The sequence below is a fragment of the Bradyrhizobium sp. AZCC 2262 genome, from assembly GCF_036924535.1.
Lineage (GTDB): Bacteria > Pseudomonadota > Alphaproteobacteria > Rhizobiales > Xanthobacteraceae > Bradyrhizobium.
Genome location: NZ_JAZHRT010000001.1, coordinates 3,370,286 through 3,387,190, shown reverse-complemented (window position 1 = coordinate 3,387,190; position 16,905 = coordinate 3,370,286). Strand labels below are relative to the sequence as shown.

Genomic DNA, 16,905 nt, shown 5'->3' with positions numbered 1-16,905 from the left:
TCAAAGCTTCTCTGCGCTCGCGCGGAACATGCCGATGACGAGCTCGCTGGCTCCGTCGATCGCGCGACGCATGGTCGAGCCGGTGCCGACCGCTTCCGCGGCATAGACCGGCGACTCCACGGCGATATTGGCGCCGCGCCACACTTTGACGACTCCGACCGGCTGACCGGCCTGGACCGGCGCTCGCACAGGGCCATTATAAACGATCCGCGCGATCAGTTTCTCGCTGCCGTTCTTCGGCAGCATCACCTTGATCGGCTCGGGGCTTGCAAGCTTCACCGAGCGGCTTTCGCCGCCAAACACCTTGGCATAGCCGACCTGCTGGTTGGCTGCGAACAGCGTGCGCGTCTCGAAACTACGAAAACCCCATTCCAGCATCTTCTTGGCTTCGGAGGCGCGATCGTCGGGATCCTCGAGCCCGTTGATCACGACGATCAGCCGCGTGTCGTTCTGCACGGCGGAGCCAACCATGCCGTAGCCGCCCTCCTTGGTGTAGCCGGTCTTCAGCCCGTCGGCGCCATTGAGCGTGTTCAGAAGCGGGTTGCGATTCTGCTGCCGGATCTTGTTCCAGGTAAACTCCTTCTCGCCGAACAATTTGTACATGTCGGGATAGGTCAGGATCAGGTGGCGCGCAAGTTTTGCCAGCTCCCGCACCGTCATCCTGTTGGCGGGATCGGGCAGCCCGTTGGAATTTCCAAAGGTAGACTTCGTCAGGCCGAGCTCGCGGGCGCGCTTGGTCATGAAGTCGGCGGCAAAGATCCGCTCGTTTCCGGCCATGCCTTCGGCGAGCGCAATGCAGGAATCATTGCCGCTCTGGATGATCGCGCCATGCAGCAGATCGTCCACCGGCACCTTGCTGTTGAGAACGGCAAACATGGTCGAGCCGCCGGCCGGCGCACCGCCCCTGCGCCAGGCGTTCTCGCTGACCCGGTATTCATCCGTCAGCTTGATCTTGCCTTCCTTGATAGCGTTGAAGACCACCTCGACCGTCATCAGCTTCATCATGCTGGACGGCGCCCGCAATTCGTCGGCGTTCTTCTCGAACAGCACGCTGCCGCTGGACGCCTCGACCAGGATCGCGGTCGGCGCGTCGCCGTCAAAGCCGCCATCTTCCTTCTTCGGTGCGCCCTGCACGCTGTTGTTGGCGGCATACACGATCCCGCCCCAACCGACTGCAAGCGCGACGACAGCAGCCATCAGGCCGCGCCACGGGACAACGGCCGCGGCGTCGGATTTGCGGGAAACGGAAGTCTCTGCTGCCATAGGCGATGTCCTGAAGGCCTGCGTTGTAACAGTTGGAGGTATCGCAAACAACACAGGCTTGGGATTTGCCGCCGTGTCGATCGGATTGCGGCACCGGACGAAGGAACGTATCGTGGCGGTGTTGCGATGTCCCGACAAGATACGAAAAACAGGGCGGAAACGCGATGCCATCCTCACGCACTATATCCGCCAACGGGCTGGACTTCTTTGTTGTCGAGGAGGGACAGGGTCCGCTGGTGCTGCTCTGCCATGGCTGGCCTGAACTATCCTATTCCTGGCGGCACCAGATCGGAGCCATCGCGGAGGCCGGTTTCCATGTCGTCGCCCCCGATATGCGCGGGTTCGGCCGGACCAGCGCGCCGGCCGAAATCGGCGTCTACACTATCTTCCACAATGTCGGCGACATGGTCGCGCTGGTGGCCGCGCTTGGCGAAAAGCAGGCGGTCATTGTCGGCCATGATTGGGGTGCGCCGGTGGCCTGGCACGCGGCGCTGTTCCGGCCCGATATCTTCACCAAGGTTGCGGGCCTCAGTGTTCCACCCCCTTCCCGCGGACGCGGCCTTCCGCTCGAAACCTTGCGGAAAAACGGCATCACCAATTTCTACTGGCAGTATTTTCAGCCGCCGGGCGTAGCCGAGGCCGAGTTCGAATGCGATGTCGCGGCAACGATGCGAATCGTGCTGGGCGGGCGCGGGTTCTCCGATCCGGCGGCCCATCAATATGTTCAGGAGGGCAAGGGCTTCCTCGCCGGTGCCGATCCGAATCGGCCGCTGCCGAACTGGCTGACCGAGGCCGACGTCGCCTATTTCGCGGCCGTCTACCAGGAGGCCGGCTTTCGCGGCGGGCTCAACTGGTATCGCAACATCGACCGCAACTGGGAGCTGACCGCGCCGTGGCAGGGCGCGCAAATCCACCAGCCGTCCCTGTTCATCGCGGGATCGAAGGATGGCGTCATTACCGGGCTGATCGGCGCCAAGCTGGTCAACGAGATGGAGCGCGTGCTGCCGAACTTGCGGCAAAAGCTCATTCTCGACGGGGCCGGTCACTGGATCCAGCAGGAGCGGCCCGATGAGGTCAACGCCGCCCTGATCGCTTTCCTGAAGGGATGATTTTTTGTTTGACGCGTTTTCTTGACGCGAACCGGGCGCCACTTCGCTCGAAAACGCTATCTAATACAGCCCACGCCCGCTGAGGATTTCGCTTGGTCCCCGCGGATCGACCGGCAGGTAACCCTGGCTCGGAGCCGTATAGCTGGCGTTATTCTCGTAGGACACGGCGCGCAGGTTTTCCGCGGCACGGCCACGCGAGCGGCTGGAGGCCGACATTTCCGAAGTCGCGTTGATTGAGGCGTAGTCGGCCGAGGTATTGCCGAGGCTATAGGGCCGCCCCTCCGGCATCGGAACCTCACCCCGGATCCGGCCCGCAGACGACGATATCTCGGGCACAAACGGATGGGCCGAAGCGACCCGGACCGTGGACGGGGACGGCGCGGGCTCGCCGGTGCGGAGCGTCGCCAGCAGCTGGCGGTCGTCGGAACCCTCCAGCGGTGCCCGGCCAACATATTCAACCCGCACGCGGGCGACACCATTTGCTTTGAATTCAAGGAGTTCCGCAGCCTTGTTCGAGACGTCGATGAGCCGGTTGCCGTGGTAGGGGCCGCGGTCGTTGACCCGCACGATCAGCGACTTGCCGTTCCGAACGTTGGTGACGCGGGCGTAGCTTGGGATCGGCAGGGTCGGATGGGCGGCGGTGAGCGAGGCCATGTCAAAAACCTCGCCGTTTGCGGTCAGCCGGCCATGGAAGTCGTCGCCATACCAGGAGGCCATGCCCTCGGCACGGTAGTTCGGATCCTCTTCCGGCACGTAGATCCGGCCCGCGACGGTGTAGGGCTTGCCGATGCGGTAGGTTCCGCCGCCCTTCGGCACGGGCTCCCCGAATCCCACCACGCGAGGGCTCGAGGAGACGCCGTATTTGGGATCGACGCGGCTGGCGAATTTGTCCGACGAGGCGCAATTGGCAAGGAGAAGGCACGTTGCCACGGCAACGGTACCACGCGCCGCCAGGACGATCGCTTTTGGCCGTCGAATCCCCATCGTCCCCAATTACCATTTTCAGCGGCCGACTGCCTACGTTGAAGCGCTGCGGCCTTACCCACGATGCGACCCACCTCCGCATCACGTCGTGAAGATATCGCAACCGGAACACGGCGGAAATGGGGTCTGCTCCCGCGTGGTGAATGAATGGTTGCCTTGCGCATCCGTTGATCTACGGGGCGCGGCGCCTCGATTCACGGTGTATGCGCCCTTCGTCGTAGCCATCCTGTGCCGCTTTCGGACAATCTGTTGCAGCAAATCATCACTCACGACCGATCTGCGATTCGGGCCTGTGAATCTTTTTGACTGTGCAACGATGGAGTCGTTCTGTGGATTGCGGGGGCGCAAAGGATTTGTGCGATGATCGAGACAGTTACAGCGGTGATGGGTTTGGTGAGCGCAGGCATTTTTCTTGCCCATGCATTTGAAGGCTATCGTTCCAGAGCTTGAGTTTTGACGCCCAGGGGTTCGGGCAACCGCCCGAGCCTTGGACAGAGGAATGGCTTGGCAGTTCCGGCCAGAGATTCGGAAAGTTTTAATAAATTCGGACGAGCATCTGAGTGGTAGGTGTCTCATGCGCAACTACGACATTGTCTCCAACGGATTTCTTGCCCTGACAACGGCCAGCTTCGTGCTCTTGTGCTCGAGCCTTTTGGTTGTCGTGTTCGGCTAGACAAGCTTCCGCTCCAATTGCGGCAACGGCGCCGGGACAATGCGATCCCGGTCGGAACCAGCATCATCCCACCCGACGAACCGCCGGCGAGCGCATTTGCGGCCAATGGTGTGATCACGATTTTCCCAGCGCGTGAAGTGCTTCATATAACGTGCACGTGAGCCACGTTATTTCTCCCGGTGACGGATCAGCCCGGTACTGCCGATTGCGGGAGCGGATGCAATCAGCCGCTCCTTTCGGCGGTTGTCTCGAAGAGCCTGCGTGGGGACTTGCACGGCTGTAACTCGATATCCGCGGGTCGATTGGCACGTTAAGACTGCGACCGGCCAGCGCGCTTCCGTTGCCGGCGCGAGTTCGCGGCGACGATTTCGAACACGGCGATAAGGGCTGCGCAACTGGCCAACCCCGCCACCGTCATGATGAAGGCACCAATTGCGGCGTTCGCGTCGTGCAGGGCGCGCACCGAACCTACATGACCGATTTCATCCGGGATCCCCGCACAGGTGGCTGCGCCGCGGGCGTGCCGCCGGCCAACCTCGGCTTTCGGCTCGTGGTGGAAGATCAGAGCTGGCCGCCTCTGCGAAGAATGATCGTCGCAGCCCTCACGCCGGGCTAATATGGGAAGTGTTTCGGGAGAATTGCGGATGCTCGTTTCTCGGTTGACCTCGCTCTCCATTCTGCTTGCTTCCGCGGCGCCGGCGTCAGGTGAGCCGCCGTTCGAAACCAAGACGATTTGCCGAACGGCGATCGCCTCGATCATGGGCCGTGATCCCAAACTCGTTCAGGCAACCGACGCCGCCGACGGCGTCGTCGTGCTGATCTACGTGCGGCCGATCGACAATTTCGTCTGGACCTATCGATGCCGGCTGGAAGACAATCGCGTGGTGTGGGCGGACGAACCGGGGCGGTGGCGGGAGGGCGCCAAGGACGACAAGATTTTCTTCGAGATACTCGGCGCCGGGGCTCAGCTTCGTATCATCGCTAACCATGTCGATGGATCGAGCACACGGCAATTGTTCGATCGTGACCTGATCCAATGAAGTCCGGCTCATTGCGTTCAGCAACAGGCTGGGCTAAGCGACTGAAATTATTGGTTTGGAAGGGTGGCCGAGTGGTTTAAGGCACCGGTCTTGAAAGACGAATGGGCGTGTATCGTCTAAACCGATAGCGTCTATCGCGTTTGTTTTTTCAGGGCTTTAGGACTTCGCCTGTCCTGCTCATTCTATCCCGTATCGTCCTGTTCCCGCGAGTTTGGGTCCAATTTTGGGTCCAAGCGAACTCGCGGGAGAACGCGTCATGGATGACGGCTGGATCATGGGCGGCGGCGTCATGGATGACGCGGCAATGGCGGCGGTGGCCTTGGATGACGGCGGCTCGATTGCCCTTCTCGTGCTCGGCGTCTTGGCGGTCGTCGCGCTGTTGACTCTGGTGGCCGGCGTCGTGGTGGTCTCTGGCAAGGTCAACAAGCTCGGCAGCGGCATTGACTGACCGGCGCCATGCCCCCTGGATGACTCAGGGAAGCCCGCTGGTGCGTCCGCCCGCCGCGCGCTGTCATATGCCGGTCGATCGGCGCCAGCGCATGGGCGAGTCTGCGTCGTTGCCCAACCGTGCAAAGCGGGCCACCCGGGATTCAACGTCATTGCGAATCCTTCCCACGCCCCTCAAATTTTCAGAAGGTGGAGCATTCGGCCGCGTAAGAGCCAAAGCTCTCAGCGAGCTATGCAAGTCGTTGAACAGAAGAGGTCGCCGACCAAGGCGACCTCTATTTTAAATCTACTAAAGCCGAATCTTCGGCTTCTTTATTTTGGGCACTTTGATTTCGGTGCCATGGCCAACGTTAACGTTGCCCCCCGGGACCCTTGCCGAACCGACCGTTCCGGTTGAAACGCCGCCTGGGCCTACCTCTGTCCCATGGGCAGCGCTAACCCCGGCGCCAGGTACCTTTACACTGCCGCTCGTGCTTGTGCTGATCTGAGCTTGGGATGACGTGGTTGTTAGACCAAGTAACGCCAGCGCTGAGACGGCCACTGAGAATTTGCGATACATGCCATTCTCCCGTGTTGAGGCGGGATAATTCCCGCTGTAGTTAGTTCAGGAAAAGATACGCCAGTTCAATCGGTGGCTGCGTGGTAATGTCACAACTACCGTTATACCGGTGCCGGGCCGAAGCCCCCGCGCCAGGATTCTCTGCGGCACGACGTCCAGTTGCGGACTAGGTTATCGTCGTGTTTTCTTCTAGCGGGCGCGAGAAGTCGCTGAAGGCTCAGACCATGGCGCGATCGATCAGGAATTTTCTAGCTGCGGGTTGTGCGCTTGGAATCCTCACGCTCGCCACGAGCGAGGCGTCATCAGGCGAGAAAGATAAAGCCAAACCCGAAGCTGATCGGTTCATAAAAGATCGGTTTACGATCAGACAGGACGGGTCCGTATTCTCACGAAGACAAGTCGGCCCGATTCCAGGTATGGGCGACCCGTGGAGTGAGAGTCTGTGGCAATTCGACGGCTTCAGCTGGGAGCTGTATGAAGAGGGACTATCGCATGCTGACAAACTTAATGGGCTGACCTGGAAAGGGTTTGTTGGAGTGAAGGTGAAAGCCTATCGCACCTATTATGCAAGACATGCCGAAGCTCTTGCAGCAAAGCCGTGCTGGAGATCTTGGAAAGATGTCCCTGCGTGGGCGGATCGTGCTGCATACGACTATAAATGGCCTCTCCAACAAATAAACGGCGTGTGGAAAAGGCAGCCGGAGAATAGTGGCCATTGGCTGGACGACAATGTTATTCCCGGAGAGGACGCCAAGGCACCGAGCGAGCAAGATATCTCGCGCGCGCTCAGCTATCCGCCCTGTTAATTTAATCTCGACGAGTAACGCAGGGACGCGCAACTCACGGCCCCCCTTATCGCCGTCGCCTAGCGTGGCTCTCAAGCCGTTGCCGGTTGCGCTTTTGATATGATCGGCGCCGGCGCATGGGTGGTCACTTCTTCAATTAGCGCGGACGAAGCCGGAATTCTACGGTGTTGCGAATCCCTTCCACGCGTGATTGTGTCCGTCCCCAAGTAAAACCATTGGGGAGGGACTGGGAATGAAGCAGATCATTTTGGCTGCAGCCTTGATGCTGGCCGCGACCGCCGCCCAAGCGCAATATCTCAGCGGCACGGGCTCGAATTCGCGGAGCCACAGCGTCCAAGGCCACACCACGAACTCTGGCACCTATGTGCAGCCCTACGTCGCCACCAATCCGAACAGCACCCAACGCGACAATTACAGCGCCACCGGCAATGTGAACCCGTACACCGGCGCAGTCGGCACGCGGACACCGCGGTACTGATTATGAAGGCATCACTACTGTTTGCGGTCCTCGCGCTGTTCGCCGGTCTCGCATCAGCCATTGAGTGGTGGCGAGCTAGTACCGTGAAGCCAGCAGACCCAAGACCATCCGCTCCGCCGCCTGATCCAGCGGCCTTGGCGGTCGATCGACCGCCGGGAATTCCGGCGGGTGGGATCTCCATGTTTGGCATGCATTCGCAGACCCAACGCAGCGGCGAGATCAATAGCCGTGCAGCTTTGTATTCGGGTATCGGAGTGATGCTCAGTGGAGCAGCGTCTATCCTTAGCTCTTACAACTACTGAAGACCGGACCGAAGCGCGTGAAGAGCCAGCGCGCGCTCACAAGCGCGCGCCGGAGGGATTTATGGAAAACTACCGGTTAAGCTTTCGGTGTGATCGGCGCCAACGCATGGACGAGTCCGCGGTGGACGCGAAAGAGGCCGCCAATTGAAGCGGCCTTACATGAACTTCTTAGCGTAGTATTCGGCGGCAAACCGCACGAACCGATGCTTCTCTAGCCATCGTAAAAAGAAGAGCATCTCGACCCGCTTTAATGCGGCGTATCGATCGTGATCTACGATCTTTTCGAGTCTGGTCTGTTTTCTTTTGCTCATGTTTTCGCCCCGCCTTGATGCGATTGTACCACGAGGGCGAAACGGCCCGCCAGCGTGAACCGGCGGGCATGAAAAAGCCGCCCGGTGGTGAGCCGGACGGCCTGGAAGGTAAAGCGCTGAAGCCCCGCGCCCGTGGTCGTCACCGCCGCAGCCGTCTCGCGTGTGCCGCAAGGCGCTGCCGGTGGCGCTCCCTCATCGATCGGCGCCGGTGCCTCATGAGTCGGTCTCCATGCTGGTCGCCGTCATGACCCTTCGCGCCCTACGATCGTTCGTCATCCACAGCAGTCCCTTCAAATCGCCGAAGTACAGCCAGTCAAAACTAAGGCGGTGGCGCTCGGCGAATTCGGCGACGTGAAACGTCTGGCACGTCAGCGCCTTGGCGAACTCCTTCTCCGGCAACTTCCGTTCATAGGCCAGGGCAAGGATCCTGCGCCGCATGGCTTCTTTGCTGGTTGAGCCGTCCTCCGCGAGCCTTCCGGCCGGCGTCGACCGACGCTGTTTTAGCCGGCGTGTCGCATTCCGTCGGCGGGTGAGCGCGAGCTTGGAGGGTTTGGCTTTGCGGTTGCTCATGCCCGCACCCCGATATTCTTGAGGGAGGTCACGAAGCTATCGACCAGAACCGCGGCACACGTACGGTCCGTCATCATCCATTCCGTCTCGAACTCGCTCCCCAGCTTCTGGAGGTAGTCCAGCCACTCGATCAGACCCGGCAGTGTGGTTGCGGATGCGGTCACCAATGCCTCGAAGGCATCGTTCTCGTCGTCGCACGGCTTTTCCGAAACCAAGTATGCGTCCGGATCGTGGGCTACCTCCAGTTGGTTCTGCAGCGTCAGGGCGTCCGTATGAGCGACATTGGCCCGCCGGTGCGCCTCGATCAGATCGAACACCGGGTCGATCGCAGGCGTGAGCGCCAGTGCAACGGCGGGGATAGCAGCGGCAGCGGCGCCGCCGGCAGCGATGGTGAGTAAGTGCCGCCGCGTTGGATCCGCGGGAAGTGCAGACGTGTTTGTGGGTGGCGTGCTAAGCACGCGATCAGCTTGGGTCATTTGGGTTGCATCCTTCGTGGCTCGGGTTAGAGCCGGGGCGGAAGTGTCAGCTTCCCCTCGGCTCGAATTTATGATAATCGTAAAATTATGAAGAAGTCAATAAACGATAATCGTAAAATGCGGGGCCGTCCGGCAACCGGGACTGCACCGCTGGTGGGCGTTCGCATGACGGAAGATTTTCAGCATGCGATCAAGGCTTGGGCGAAAAAACAGCCGGACAATCCACCGCTCGCCACCGCGACCCGTCGCCTCGTCGAACTCGGGCTCACCGTGAAGACGAAGGATCCAGAAGAGAAGCCGGCGAAGAAGACGAAGGGGAAAACGTGAGGTATCACGTGAAAAAGAACGTTAGCATCGCAGCGGTGATGATCATTGCAACAACAATTCCTGGAGGTGCGCTCGCACAAGAAAAGTCCGAACCAAGTCGAACCTTGATCGAGCTCTGGTATGAGGCAAATTCGCGATGCCGCGGCGGTTCGGGAGACTCTCCGAAGACTGAGGCAGCTTGCGACGAACGAGAGCGCTATAGCACCCGGCTTGAACGGTTAGGTCGCTGTTATGGAAAGCGAGGCCAGATCGGAGCCGAGATGACTTGGCACTTATGCGGAACGGAATCTGTACAGGAGGGAAGTAAGGGCGCTAATTCTTGGCCGGGAAAGTGGTTCACGGGGAACGTCAAGGCTTGTAAGGGCGCGCCAGGAGAGACCGAAGGACTTTTAAGCTATTCGGGTACCAAATTCGTTGGGATGGAGAACCACTGCTCCATCAAAAAGATAACGAGGCGGGGTGCTGGATTTGACCTCCTGCTCCGCTGTGCCGCAGAAGGAGAAGAATACGATTACAAAGAATACATCGAAATGTCGGACGGCAAGCTAAGTCGGACCACCCTGTTGGACGGTAAACGCCAAACCTATCTATACAGCCGCTGCCCCTAGTCTGTAGGCTGGGATCGCAAACGCCGACCGGAAAGCCATCGGCCGGCTTGTAGAGCTGAGGTTGAGTGTGAAGGCAAAATAGATGCGCACCATGCTGCTCTATCCGACATCTGAAATTCCAAATGACGCGCCAATCGAGCAGATTCGACTTCCTTTGGAACGTACGACGCACCCTCGCCGACGCCGAGCTAAAACCGTCGGCGACGTGCGGAAGGCAGCAAATGAAACTTTGCTTAGGTTAAGATTGAACCGCGGCATCGTAAATTACATCCGCTCAACGCTCGGCTGATGGGAAACCTAACGCTGCACGACCATAAGCCTCACTGCGCCGGCAGATGCAGAGCCTGAGTCGCGACACGTCAATCTCTCAAGAGGGACAATCCCCGCTCATTGTCGTGGCAGGTCCCCTTGCCCTCGCTCTGCGGTTGCTGAACACTGAAGCGCGTCGTAGGTCCTGCGGCTCACCGTCCATATGATGCAAAACTTTGAACGTCAAAGCGCAAAAACGCACGTTGCTCCCCACCCACCTTTGCCCATGTCGAAGTGGCTGGATGATTGCTTCATGTTGCTTGGACAAAAGCGACGGGAAGCTGCGGAAGCGGGTTAAGTCTCACCAGCCGCCCGGCGGGCTCACTACTTTCTCGCATCCCCGCTGTTATCTGCGAGATACCTGTAATTGCTCCGAGGACATCTCACGCGAACATTATGTCTCTGCCAACGTGCTTGCACAACTCGGGAGCTCGATCCTCATTTCCGGTGTGCCGTGGCTTGCTCTGGATGAGACCATGGACCTTGCGATTGATAACCTCGCGTCCAAGATCCTATGCAAGCGCCATAATGAAGCACTCTCGCCTTTGGACGCAGAAGCCGGTAGCTTTTTTCGATCTCTTACGGAGGCGTTGGCGGATCTCGAACGCTCTTCGACGTCGCGAAAACCAAATTTTCACCTCGCGAGCGGCACCGCGCTGGAATATTGGATGCTTAAAGTCGCATGTGGAATGTACTTCTCCATCGCGGCAAAAGATAAAGTTAGACTGTCCGAAACTCACACTATCGACTTGATTAAGATCAGGCGCGCTTTTTTTGAAGGTATTTGGGACGACAGAGGCGGCCTCTATTTCAAAGGTCACATCGGGTCCGCGATGACCACCGCGTGGAGTGTCGTCGTATCTCCCCTCTCAGATGACGCCGCAAAGATATTTTCGGGGGTGCGGATCGCGCTGTTAGGGCTCGAGCTTGAGCTTTTGTTCGATACAACTAACGTAAATCAAGGTCCGTGGACTGGTATCATTCGGCGGCCGACGGAATTGATTTTTGAGAAAGGCGGCCGCGAGCACCATATCATATTAACTTGGCCTGCCGGAACGCCCGAAAATGGCATTCACCTGAGCGATGAGCCCCCGCCCGGGGTAGCGCGGTTGCCCAGATGACGTCTCACCGCTCCTCGCCTGGATGCATCCGATAGTAAGCGTGATCTCGCGCCCCTCGCTTACTTCAACATCCCGACTGGCAGTAGCTGCCCGGTGTTCCGATCCACCACGGATTGATAATTTGCGCATTGTCGTCGGCCGCGGAATCATCCGCCATGGCTTCGCAGCGACATGCACCCTGGAGAGGACGATACCCACCCGGCGGCCCGGCGGAATGGCTTGCTGACGGTCACGTGACCTGCAACATCCAGTGTTCAGGCAGTAATTGCGATCGACGCATGGTCGACGTCCGGCTCGACACCCTACCCCAAGACCTGCCTTGGTCGGTGGTCGGTAGGCGCCTCGTCTGCAAGCAATGCGGCATCGCCGGTTCTGTGAACATCGTGCCAAACTGGCATGACAGGGCCGGCCACGCCGTGCCATTCACCAAGCATTGGAAAACGTGAGACTCAGCTTTTGAAACTGACCACCGACCGACCCTTCGCCGATCCGGAGAAGGCCGCGCGCCGCCTGCTGGAGCATTCGCACGCCTTCGAACCGTTTCAGGATGGCCGCATCTATATCGAGAAGCTCAACGGCCCGTTCCTGTTTGGCGACAAGGGCACGCCCGCGGAGTACAGCGCTGGCCTCGATCGCGCGATTTCGCGCGGTTGGCTTGTGATGCACGAATCCGGAACCTACGTGAAGTTTACCGCCGCCGGCGCGGACCTCTTCGCCTAATTGAGGCGAACGGGCTGGCGCCGCAATCTGTGGCTGGTTGCTGATCCAGCGGCCGGCGCGCTTAGTAACCGCCATGCAGCAACCAAAGAAAATCACTCGTGGGGAGATGCTATCAAACGACGGCCCTCGCCGGGTGATCGTCTGCTGCGGTGATTACGGTTGCCCCTATTCGGTCGTCATCAATGCTGAACGCTGGCCCGATGGTGTGTGCCTGTCCGATATCAAGCCCAAGTTTGTCTGCGGGGCTTGCGGCCACCACGGCGCCGATATTTTGGAGTGGCCAAACAAGCGGCCCTGGGACATGGCTGGCGTATGAGCAACCAAATTCTGGTCAAGCTTGTTGTCACCGTGATCATTCTGATTTCCCTCACCATATGGCGGTCGTCAGTTCAGCCGTTAGGCTGCGGCCACAAATGCCCCACCGACATTTCGGCCAGCCGCCGGTAATCAAATGATGCTGGCGGCTGATGGCTGACAAAAGCTGGAAGCGCAAGTTCGAGGATCCGATACCGCTGCCCGACGGCCGCCAGCTGCTCACGATGAAGGATGCGGCCGACTACATCATGAAGTTGCCGAAGAAGGAATCCGCCCTGCCGGAATGGCAAACGGCGATCGAGGTGCTGATGTTGTGCGTCCGCGGAGGTGATCCTATGCTGGCGCGGATCGGGATCATGAAGGCGCTGAACCGTCATGTCGAGCGGGTGTTCAATTCCGACCGCAAAGAACCGCATTGGGGGAAACGGAAGCTAAAGCGCGACCAGTGAGCTCCGTCATGAAGCTAGGCCTTCACTTTCGCCGGGTTAACCTTGGCTGCGTCAACGATCAGCTTCGACGGCGCGCCTTGGTCTGGAGCTTTCGTTAGTTGAAAGCTGTTCGCAACAATCATTGCGCCGGGCCGCGCGTCATCCGATGCAATACCCATCAACCCGATACTGACGGTGAACTCTACGGAAAGCAGCCACTTTCCCTCGTGGATTCCCTGCGCCTTGATCAACGCCTCGGTCGTTTCGATCACGCTAAATCCGTACTGCGTTGCGTCAGCCATTGTCATCGTCCGCGAAAATAACGGGCTTATTTGCCGGCAACCTGTACAAGTTCAGCACGGATCCGCCTCTCACAACCTCATCGACCTTCTCAACCAGCGTGTTCGAGGATGCCTCGGAAAATGCGTGGAAATTGTCGCCTGTATGAGCTTCGATCCAAGATTTCAAAAACCTGGTCGGAGCGTTTATGACGACCGACGAGCCTACCCCCACTGTTCCCTGCCAAACATTCTGGATCAAATCATCAGGGCGGCGGGGTTGTTCTGCTAGCCCCCTCGTAACCAGCATCACTAAGCAGGTATTTAGGCTCGTGTTATCGCGAGCTGCGCGCTCGATGAGTTGCGCATGCAGTGTCTTTGGAAGACGCGCTAAAACTTTTCCGCTTGGAAGTTCCTCGGCCCGGTGCGGCGCGGGGGGAGGCACCGGATTTCCTGCCTTTTTCGCGGCGCCGATCCAGGCCCAGATCGCATCTTGCAGTTCATGGACCGCTTCTTCGGCGGTGTCGCCGAAGGCGCTGCAGCCGGGGAGGTCCGGCGCAACCGCAATAAAGCCGCCATCCTCTTCACTAAAAAAAGTTTGAGTGGAATACCGAAGGTTCTCGCTCATCTTGGCTGATCCTTCTCGCAGTCCCAATATCTATCGATCATCTTACAGAGCTGCTTGGCTTGGTAGGGCTTGATCTTCCCGCCCCTGTCCTGAAAATCGAGTTGTTCGATTTCTCCTGGGCGCGCGTAACCGTTGTGCGAACCGCTGCGGTCAAATGCTGTAAAGCCAATGAGTTCTGCGACTTTGCAAGCGTCAGCAAACCGAACATCTTTCGGATTATCCAAAACCGATTGGATGAGTTTTGCACGTCTCGACAATGCGCGCTACTACAGGTGATATCAAATTTAGGAGGAGATGGTAAACAAACAACTAGTTCCCGAACATAGCTGCCCCGCCCTCGTCGCACAACCATAGGAGGCCCTTTCCGCTTATCATATTGAAATAATTGTGTTCTCTGAGCTACCCCGAGGCGGGTTACATCGGCGACTGGTTGATTTTGGTCGAATGTGTCGCGCCTGCCCCCGAATCTAAAAAATTGGCAATGCTGCTGATCTGGCTTGCGGGTCCGCGCCGGGTCAGCCCGGGGATGATCTCTCATTCCATCCCCTTGGGGGGCGATCCTGACGCCTATGCAGCCGCAGAGCGCACACGTTCAACGCGCAAACGCAAATCCGCGGTAAGCCTTGCCGCCTCTTCGCGCTCGGCCTTGGTTGCCGCCTGCAGCCTGGCAATCGCGGTCTCGCTGTCTTTGATCTGCGCGGCTCGGCTGGCACATTCGCCATCGAACCGCGCCCGGTCGGCTGCAATCTGCTTTTCATGTGCGGCGCGTTCCGCCTTGATGGCTTCTCGCTGCTTTTGGTGCGCGGCCTCGATCTCGCTTGCCTTGGCAATCAGCTCGTTGGCCGCGTCGGTGGCCTGCTGAATCTCTGCCATCCGCGCCGCGCAAGCCTTAGAATCGCTGAAGAACGCCGCCAGCGCGGTCAGCCGGCCGAAGTCGTCGCTTATGGCCGGCGCGTTCAAATTGTTGAGGCTGATCATGCTTTTATTCCCTACGTGTTCGTGATGACGGCGATCTTGAATGCGGTGCCGGTCTTGATGCCGGCGGACACGTCGCGATATTCGGTCTGCCCCGCTGCCATGCGGCCGGTCGTTGCAGTCGCGGTCGGGTTGGTGCCGAGGAGCACCGAGCAGATTGCGTCGGTGTGAACGCGGATGAAGCGGGTCTTGGCGTTGAAAGCCGCCGATTGAACACTGGCGCCACCGATCGCGACCGTCTGCTCAGCGATCGGAGTTTCCTTCGGCATCTGGCCGACGCGACCGGCGGGACCGATCCCGAGTTCCGCATATTCCGTGATGTAGAGGATCGCCATTCAGATGGCCCTTTGCTGCTCGTTCGGCGGCGCTACGATGCGGTTGCGTCTTTGATCAGGTTGAGCGGGCGCCGAACACGAGAATTCGCACTCGGCTTCACTTCGCTGGTTTCTTCCCGCAGAAAGCGCGCGGTCTGCAATGTCCTGGTCTGCGCGCCGCTGCCCACTTCGAACGCGCGGCCGGTTTGCGGGCATGCCTCGCCATCAATCGGCATATCGCCGGCGCGGTCGCGGTCGCGAATGAAGCTCGCGGTCTGCTGCTCTTTCGACAGCGCGCCAAAGCCGGTCTCGAACGCGCGGCCGGTCTCCGGGCAGCGCTCGGGGGCTTCGCCGAAAATCGCCTTCTCGTGGGCTGTTAGGCTCGACATGGTTTCCAGACTCCTCAGTTGATCGCTGTGAGAGGGAGCGGTCGCGTTCTGGTGCCGATCGGCATGAAGCCAGCCGGTAACGTTGCGAGGGACCAGATCTTCGACACCCAATCCGCGCAGGCTCGCGCCTCGGCGTTCTGCTCGGGCGTGAGTTCGACCGTGATGGTCTGCTCCTCGTTCGTCTTCGGATTTACGACGTCTACCTGATAGATCATGCTCCCTCCACCTTGACGCCGTTCAGAAGAACCTGGTTGATCGTGGTCATGCGTTGCTTCGCTTTTACGTCCCCTCCGAGATAGGCCTTCGTGAATTCGGCGCTGCCCATCAGCTCGCGCTTGAGGTTGGCAACGGCCTGGTACTCCGCGGGGCTGACCTTTTGTCCGCTGAGAAACTGCTTCGTGACTCCATCGGAAATTCCGAGTTCGCGAACGTGATCGACATAGCTGGCCATCTGCCTTTGCTCGCTGTTGCCGAAGTCAGGCGCCTTGCCCTCCATGATTGACGCCACGACATCGGCAGCGCTGCCGCCATCAACGATTGCGCCAGTAAGGGCTCTGAATTCCTTCAGCGCGGCGGGATCGGCGGTGAGGAAGCGGTCAACCCATCCCTTGTCGGCGGTCAGCGCGTTCATTTGGTTCTGCGCATCGGTCGCGGTCGGTGCCGGCGGTGGTGTCTGCTGCTGCTGCTGCTCTGTCATGCCGCTTTCCCATGGGTTGCTGCGTCCATCTGCTCCGAATCCAAGCGGGAGACCTGCTGTTCGATATCGTGGAGCATCGCCTGGTGTGCGACCTTCAGCACTTCGATGCCCGGCGGAATTTCCCCCGGCACGTCGCGCAACGAGACCACTTGCGGCTTTGCGAATGGCAATGGCGCCCGGCGGCCGTTGCTGGCCTCGCCAAGGCGATACATCTCCGCCAGCAGCAGCTTCTCGCACGAGCTCAGCAGATTGCCGCTCAGTCCGTTCTCGCCCATGGTCATCGTCGGAAAATTGGTGCCGGTTGGCAGAACGCCGACCATTGCTTCGGTCAAAACCGAAAATTCAGCGAACGCCCTGGCCATCTCGGCGGCATGATCAAGGGAGCGCTTCATCGCTTTCTCGCGGCTGGACACGTAGCTCTTGAAAGCGGCCATCTGCTCGGCACGCATGGCGATGGCGCCCGCGGCGACTGCTTGGCGATCGAGCTTCGCAGCCAGACGGTGCGCCGCGCGCAGCTCATCCACAGCCGTCTTGGCAGAATCGATCTTGGCGCGGTGCCCTGCCAGTTTCTCAGCCCCTCCCGGTTTCCGCTCGGCAGCCTCAAGCGCGAATTCCGCGACCTGCTCCTCGAGCTCTGCCAGAATTCCGAGAGCACAATCGAGCCTTTCGCTGACGGCGGGCGCGCGCGCGGTATTGGCAGGCAAAACCGGCTGCTCATCGGGCTTGGTCGCCGATTGCACTGCATTCTCCTCGCCGGACTTCTTGCGGAACATGGTCA

The 16,905-nt window shown here is 59.5% G+C and carries 23 protein-coding genes and 1 pseudogene; 11 read left to right on the top strand and 13 right to left on the bottom strand.

Annotated features, from left to right (window positions below; all coding sequences use genetic code 11):
• Positions 1-1,263, bottom strand: coding sequence for a D-alanyl-D-alanine carboxypeptidase family protein (locus V1283_RS16080; protein ID WP_334387437.1), 1,263 nt, complete (start codon positions 1,261-1,263; stop codon positions 1-3).
• 164 nt (positions 1,264-1,427) lie between these two features.
• On the opposite strand from V1283_RS16080, the gene V1283_RS16075 reads away from it, so the two are divergent.
• Positions 1,428-2,372, top strand: coding sequence for an alpha/beta fold hydrolase (locus V1283_RS16075; RefSeq protein ID WP_334387436.1), 945 nt, complete (start codon positions 1,428-1,430; stop codon positions 2,370-2,372).
• A 60-nt stretch (positions 2,373-2,432) separates the two neighbouring features.
• Here V1283_RS16075 and V1283_RS16070 read toward each other — a convergent pair whose 3' ends face one another.
• A complete protein-coding gene (locus tag V1283_RS16070; protein ID WP_334387435.1) occupies positions 2,433-3,356 on the bottom strand; it encodes a septal ring lytic transglycosylase RlpA family protein in 924 nt (307 codons plus the stop codon).
• A 1,103-nt stretch (positions 3,357-4,459) separates the two neighbouring features.
• Here V1283_RS16070 and V1283_RS16065 point away from each other — a divergent pair.
• From V1283_RS16065 to V1283_RS16045, 5 genes and pseudogenes are all read left to right on the top strand, one after another.
• Positions 4,460-4,645: pseudogene (locus tag V1283_RS16065) on the top strand (formylglycine-generating enzyme family protein); the annotation flags it as partial.
• A gap of 28 nt (positions 4,646-4,673) precedes the next feature.
• Positions 4,674-5,069, top strand: a complete 396-nt coding sequence (locus tag V1283_RS16060; protein ID WP_334387434.1) for a hypothetical protein — start codon at positions 4,674-4,676, stop codon at positions 5,067-5,069.
• Between the two features lie 256 nt (positions 5,070-5,325).
• Positions 5,326-5,517 (top strand): hypothetical protein, encoded by a 192-nt coding sequence (locus V1283_RS16055; protein WP_334387433.1) that lies wholly within the window; start codon positions 5,326-5,328, stop codon positions 5,515-5,517.
• Positions 5,518-6,299: 782 nt separating this feature from the next.
• Positions 6,300-6,881 (top strand): hypothetical protein, encoded by a 582-nt coding sequence (locus tag V1283_RS16050; protein WP_334387432.1) that lies wholly within the window; start codon positions 6,300-6,302, stop codon positions 6,879-6,881.
• A gap of 232 nt (positions 6,882-7,113) precedes the next feature.
• Entirely contained in the window at positions 7,114-7,359 is a 246-nt protein-coding gene (locus V1283_RS16045; RefSeq protein WP_334387431.1) for a hypothetical protein, read from the top strand.
• 826 nt (positions 7,360-8,185) lie between these two features.
• On the opposite strand, the gene V1283_RS16040 is transcribed toward V1283_RS16045, so the two are convergent.
• Positions 8,186-8,542: a hypothetical protein gene (locus V1283_RS16040; RefSeq protein ID WP_334387430.1), complete on the bottom strand. Its 357-nt coding sequence runs from the start codon at positions 8,540-8,542 to the stop codon at positions 8,186-8,188.
• A complete protein-coding gene (locus V1283_RS16035) occupies positions 8,539-9,018 on the bottom strand; it encodes a hypothetical protein (RefSeq protein WP_334387429.1) in 480 nt (159 codons plus the stop codon). Before V1283_RS16035 ends, V1283_RS16040 begins: the two co-directional genes overlap by 4 nt.
• 153 nt (positions 9,019-9,171) lie before the next feature.
• Between V1283_RS16035 and V1283_RS16030 the strand changes: the two genes are divergently transcribed.
• The 5 genes from V1283_RS16030 (at position 9,172) to V1283_RS16010 (ending at position 12,867) form a co-directional block, all read left to right on the top strand.
• Positions 9,172-9,345, top strand: coding sequence for a hypothetical protein (locus V1283_RS16030; protein ID WP_334387428.1), 174 nt, complete (start codon positions 9,172-9,174; stop codon positions 9,343-9,345).
• A gap of 1,393 nt (positions 9,346-10,738) precedes the next feature.
• Positions 10,739-11,383, top strand: coding sequence for a hypothetical protein (locus V1283_RS16025; RefSeq protein ID WP_334387427.1), 645 nt, complete (start codon positions 10,739-10,741; stop codon positions 11,381-11,383).
• Between the two features lie 456 nt (positions 11,384-11,839).
• Positions 11,840-12,103, top strand: a complete 264-nt coding sequence (locus tag V1283_RS16020; RefSeq protein ID WP_334387426.1) for a hypothetical protein — start codon at positions 11,840-11,842, stop codon at positions 12,101-12,103.
• Positions 12,104-12,176: 73 nt separating this feature from the next.
• On the top strand, positions 12,177-12,419 hold the full coding sequence (locus V1283_RS16015) for a hypothetical protein (RefSeq protein ID WP_334387425.1): 243 nt from the start codon (positions 12,177-12,179) through the stop codon (positions 12,417-12,419).
• Between the two features lie 151 nt (positions 12,420-12,570).
• On the top strand, positions 12,571-12,867 hold the full coding sequence (locus tag V1283_RS16010) for a hypothetical protein (protein WP_334387424.1): 297 nt from the start codon (positions 12,571-12,573) through the stop codon (positions 12,865-12,867).
• A gap of 14 nt (positions 12,868-12,881) precedes the next feature.
• Here V1283_RS16010 and V1283_RS16005 read toward each other — a convergent pair whose 3' ends face one another.
• From V1283_RS16005 to V1283_RS15965, 9 genes are all read right to left on the bottom strand, one after another.
• Positions 12,882-13,148 (bottom strand): hypothetical protein, encoded by a 267-nt coding sequence (locus tag V1283_RS16005; protein ID WP_334387423.1) that lies wholly within the window; start codon positions 13,146-13,148, stop codon positions 12,882-12,884.
• The gene (locus tag V1283_RS16000; RefSeq protein WP_334387422.1) at positions 13,141-13,752 is read right to left on the bottom strand and encodes a type II toxin-antitoxin system HicB family antitoxin; all 612 of its coding nucleotides are present in this window, start codon (positions 13,750-13,752) and stop codon (positions 13,141-13,143) included. The genes V1283_RS16005 and V1283_RS16000 overlap by 8 nt, the downstream gene beginning before the upstream one ends.
• Positions 13,749-14,009, bottom strand: coding sequence for a hypothetical protein (locus V1283_RS15995; RefSeq protein WP_334387421.1), 261 nt, complete (start codon positions 14,007-14,009; stop codon positions 13,749-13,751). The genes V1283_RS16000 and V1283_RS15995 overlap by 4 nt, the downstream gene beginning before the upstream one ends.
• 310 nt (positions 14,010-14,319) lie before the next feature.
• On the bottom strand, positions 14,320-14,730 hold the full coding sequence (locus V1283_RS15990; protein ID WP_334387420.1) for a hypothetical protein: 411 nt from the start codon (positions 14,728-14,730) through the stop codon (positions 14,320-14,322).
• A gap of 11 nt (positions 14,731-14,741) precedes the next feature.
• A complete protein-coding gene (locus V1283_RS15985; RefSeq protein ID WP_334387419.1) occupies positions 14,742-15,062 on the bottom strand; it encodes a hypothetical protein in 321 nt (106 codons plus the stop codon).
• 32 nt (positions 15,063-15,094) lie between these two features.
• Entirely contained in the window at positions 15,095-15,430 is a 336-nt protein-coding gene (locus tag V1283_RS15980; RefSeq protein WP_334387418.1) for a hypothetical protein, read from the bottom strand.
• 14 nt (positions 15,431-15,444) lie between these two features.
• The gene (locus tag V1283_RS15975) at positions 15,445-15,645 is read right to left on the bottom strand and encodes a hypothetical protein (protein WP_334387417.1); all 201 of its coding nucleotides are present in this window, start codon (positions 15,643-15,645) and stop codon (positions 15,445-15,447) included.
• Positions 15,642-16,127: a hypothetical protein gene (locus tag V1283_RS15970; RefSeq protein ID WP_334387416.1), complete on the bottom strand. Its 486-nt coding sequence runs from the start codon at positions 16,125-16,127 to the stop codon at positions 15,642-15,644. Before V1283_RS15970 ends, V1283_RS15975 begins: the two co-directional genes overlap by 4 nt.
• On the bottom strand, positions 16,124-16,900 hold the full coding sequence (locus V1283_RS15965; RefSeq protein WP_334387415.1) for a hypothetical protein: 777 nt from the start codon (positions 16,898-16,900) through the stop codon (positions 16,124-16,126). Before V1283_RS15965 ends, V1283_RS15970 begins: the two co-directional genes overlap by 4 nt.
• Positions 16,901-16,905: the final 5 nt, after the last annotated feature.

Excerpts from the sequence above, each read along its gene's own strand:
- V1283_RS16080 (WP_334387437.1), bottom strand. The coding sequence starts at position 1,263 with ATGGCAGCAGAGACTTCCGTTTCCCGCAAATCCGACGCCGCGGCCGTT.
- V1283_RS16075 (WP_334387436.1), top strand. The coding sequence starts at position 1,428 with ATGCCATCCTCACGCACTATATCCGCCAACGGGCTGGACTTCTTTGTT.
- V1283_RS16070 (WP_334387435.1), bottom strand. The coding sequence starts at position 3,356 with ATGGGGATTCGACGGCCAAAAGCGATCGTCCTGGCGGCGCGTGGTACC.
- V1283_RS16060 (WP_334387434.1), top strand. The coding sequence starts at position 4,674 with ATGCTCGTTTCTCGGTTGACCTCGCTCTCCATTCTGCTTGCTTCCGCG.
- V1283_RS16055 (WP_334387433.1), top strand. The coding sequence starts at position 5,326 with ATGGATGACGGCTGGATCATGGGCGGCGGCGTCATGGATGACGCGGCA.
- V1283_RS16050 (WP_334387432.1), top strand. The coding sequence starts at position 6,300 with ATGGCGCGATCGATCAGGAATTTTCTAGCTGCGGGTTGTGCGCTTGGA.
- V1283_RS16045 (WP_334387431.1), top strand. The coding sequence starts at position 7,114 with ATGAAGCAGATCATTTTGGCTGCAGCCTTGATGCTGGCCGCGACCGCC.
- V1283_RS16040 (WP_334387430.1), bottom strand. The coding sequence starts at position 8,542 with ATGAGCAACCGCAAAGCCAAACCCTCCAAGCTCGCGCTCACCCGCCGA.
- V1283_RS16035 (WP_334387429.1), bottom strand. The coding sequence starts at position 9,018 with ATGACCCAAGCTGATCGCGTGCTTAGCACGCCACCCACAAACACGTCT.
- V1283_RS16025 (WP_334387427.1), top strand. The coding sequence starts at position 10,739 with ATGGACCTTGCGATTGATAACCTCGCGTCCAAGATCCTATGCAAGCGC.
- V1283_RS16015 (WP_334387425.1), top strand. The coding sequence starts at position 12,177 with ATGCAGCAACCAAAGAAAATCACTCGTGGGGAGATGCTATCAAACGAC.
- V1283_RS16010 (WP_334387424.1), top strand. The coding sequence starts at position 12,571 with ATGGCTGACAAAAGCTGGAAGCGCAAGTTCGAGGATCCGATACCGCTG.
- V1283_RS16005 (WP_334387423.1), bottom strand. The coding sequence starts at position 13,148 with ATGGCTGACGCAACGCAGTACGGATTTAGCGTGATCGAAACGACCGAG.
- V1283_RS16000 (WP_334387422.1), bottom strand. The coding sequence starts at position 13,752 with ATGAGCGAGAACCTTCGGTATTCCACTCAAACTTTTTTTAGTGAAGAG.
- V1283_RS15990 (WP_334387420.1), bottom strand. The coding sequence starts at position 14,730 with ATGATCAGCCTCAACAATTTGAACGCGCCGGCCATAAGCGACGACTTC.
- V1283_RS15985 (WP_334387419.1), bottom strand. The coding sequence starts at position 15,062 with ATGGCGATCCTCTACATCACGGAATATGCGGAACTCGGGATCGGTCCC.
- V1283_RS15980 (WP_334387418.1), bottom strand. The coding sequence starts at position 15,430 with ATGTCGAGCCTAACAGCCCACGAGAAGGCGATTTTCGGCGAAGCCCCC.
- V1283_RS15975 (WP_334387417.1), bottom strand. The coding sequence starts at position 15,645 with ATGATCTATCAGGTAGACGTCGTAAATCCGAAGACGAACGAGGAGCAG.
- V1283_RS15970 (WP_334387416.1), bottom strand. The coding sequence starts at position 16,127 with ATGACAGAGCAGCAGCAGCAGCAGACACCACCGCCGGCACCGACCGCG.
- V1283_RS15965 (WP_334387415.1), bottom strand. The coding sequence starts at position 16,900 with ATGTTCCGCAAGAAGTCCGGCGAGGAGAATGCAGTGCAATCGGCGACC.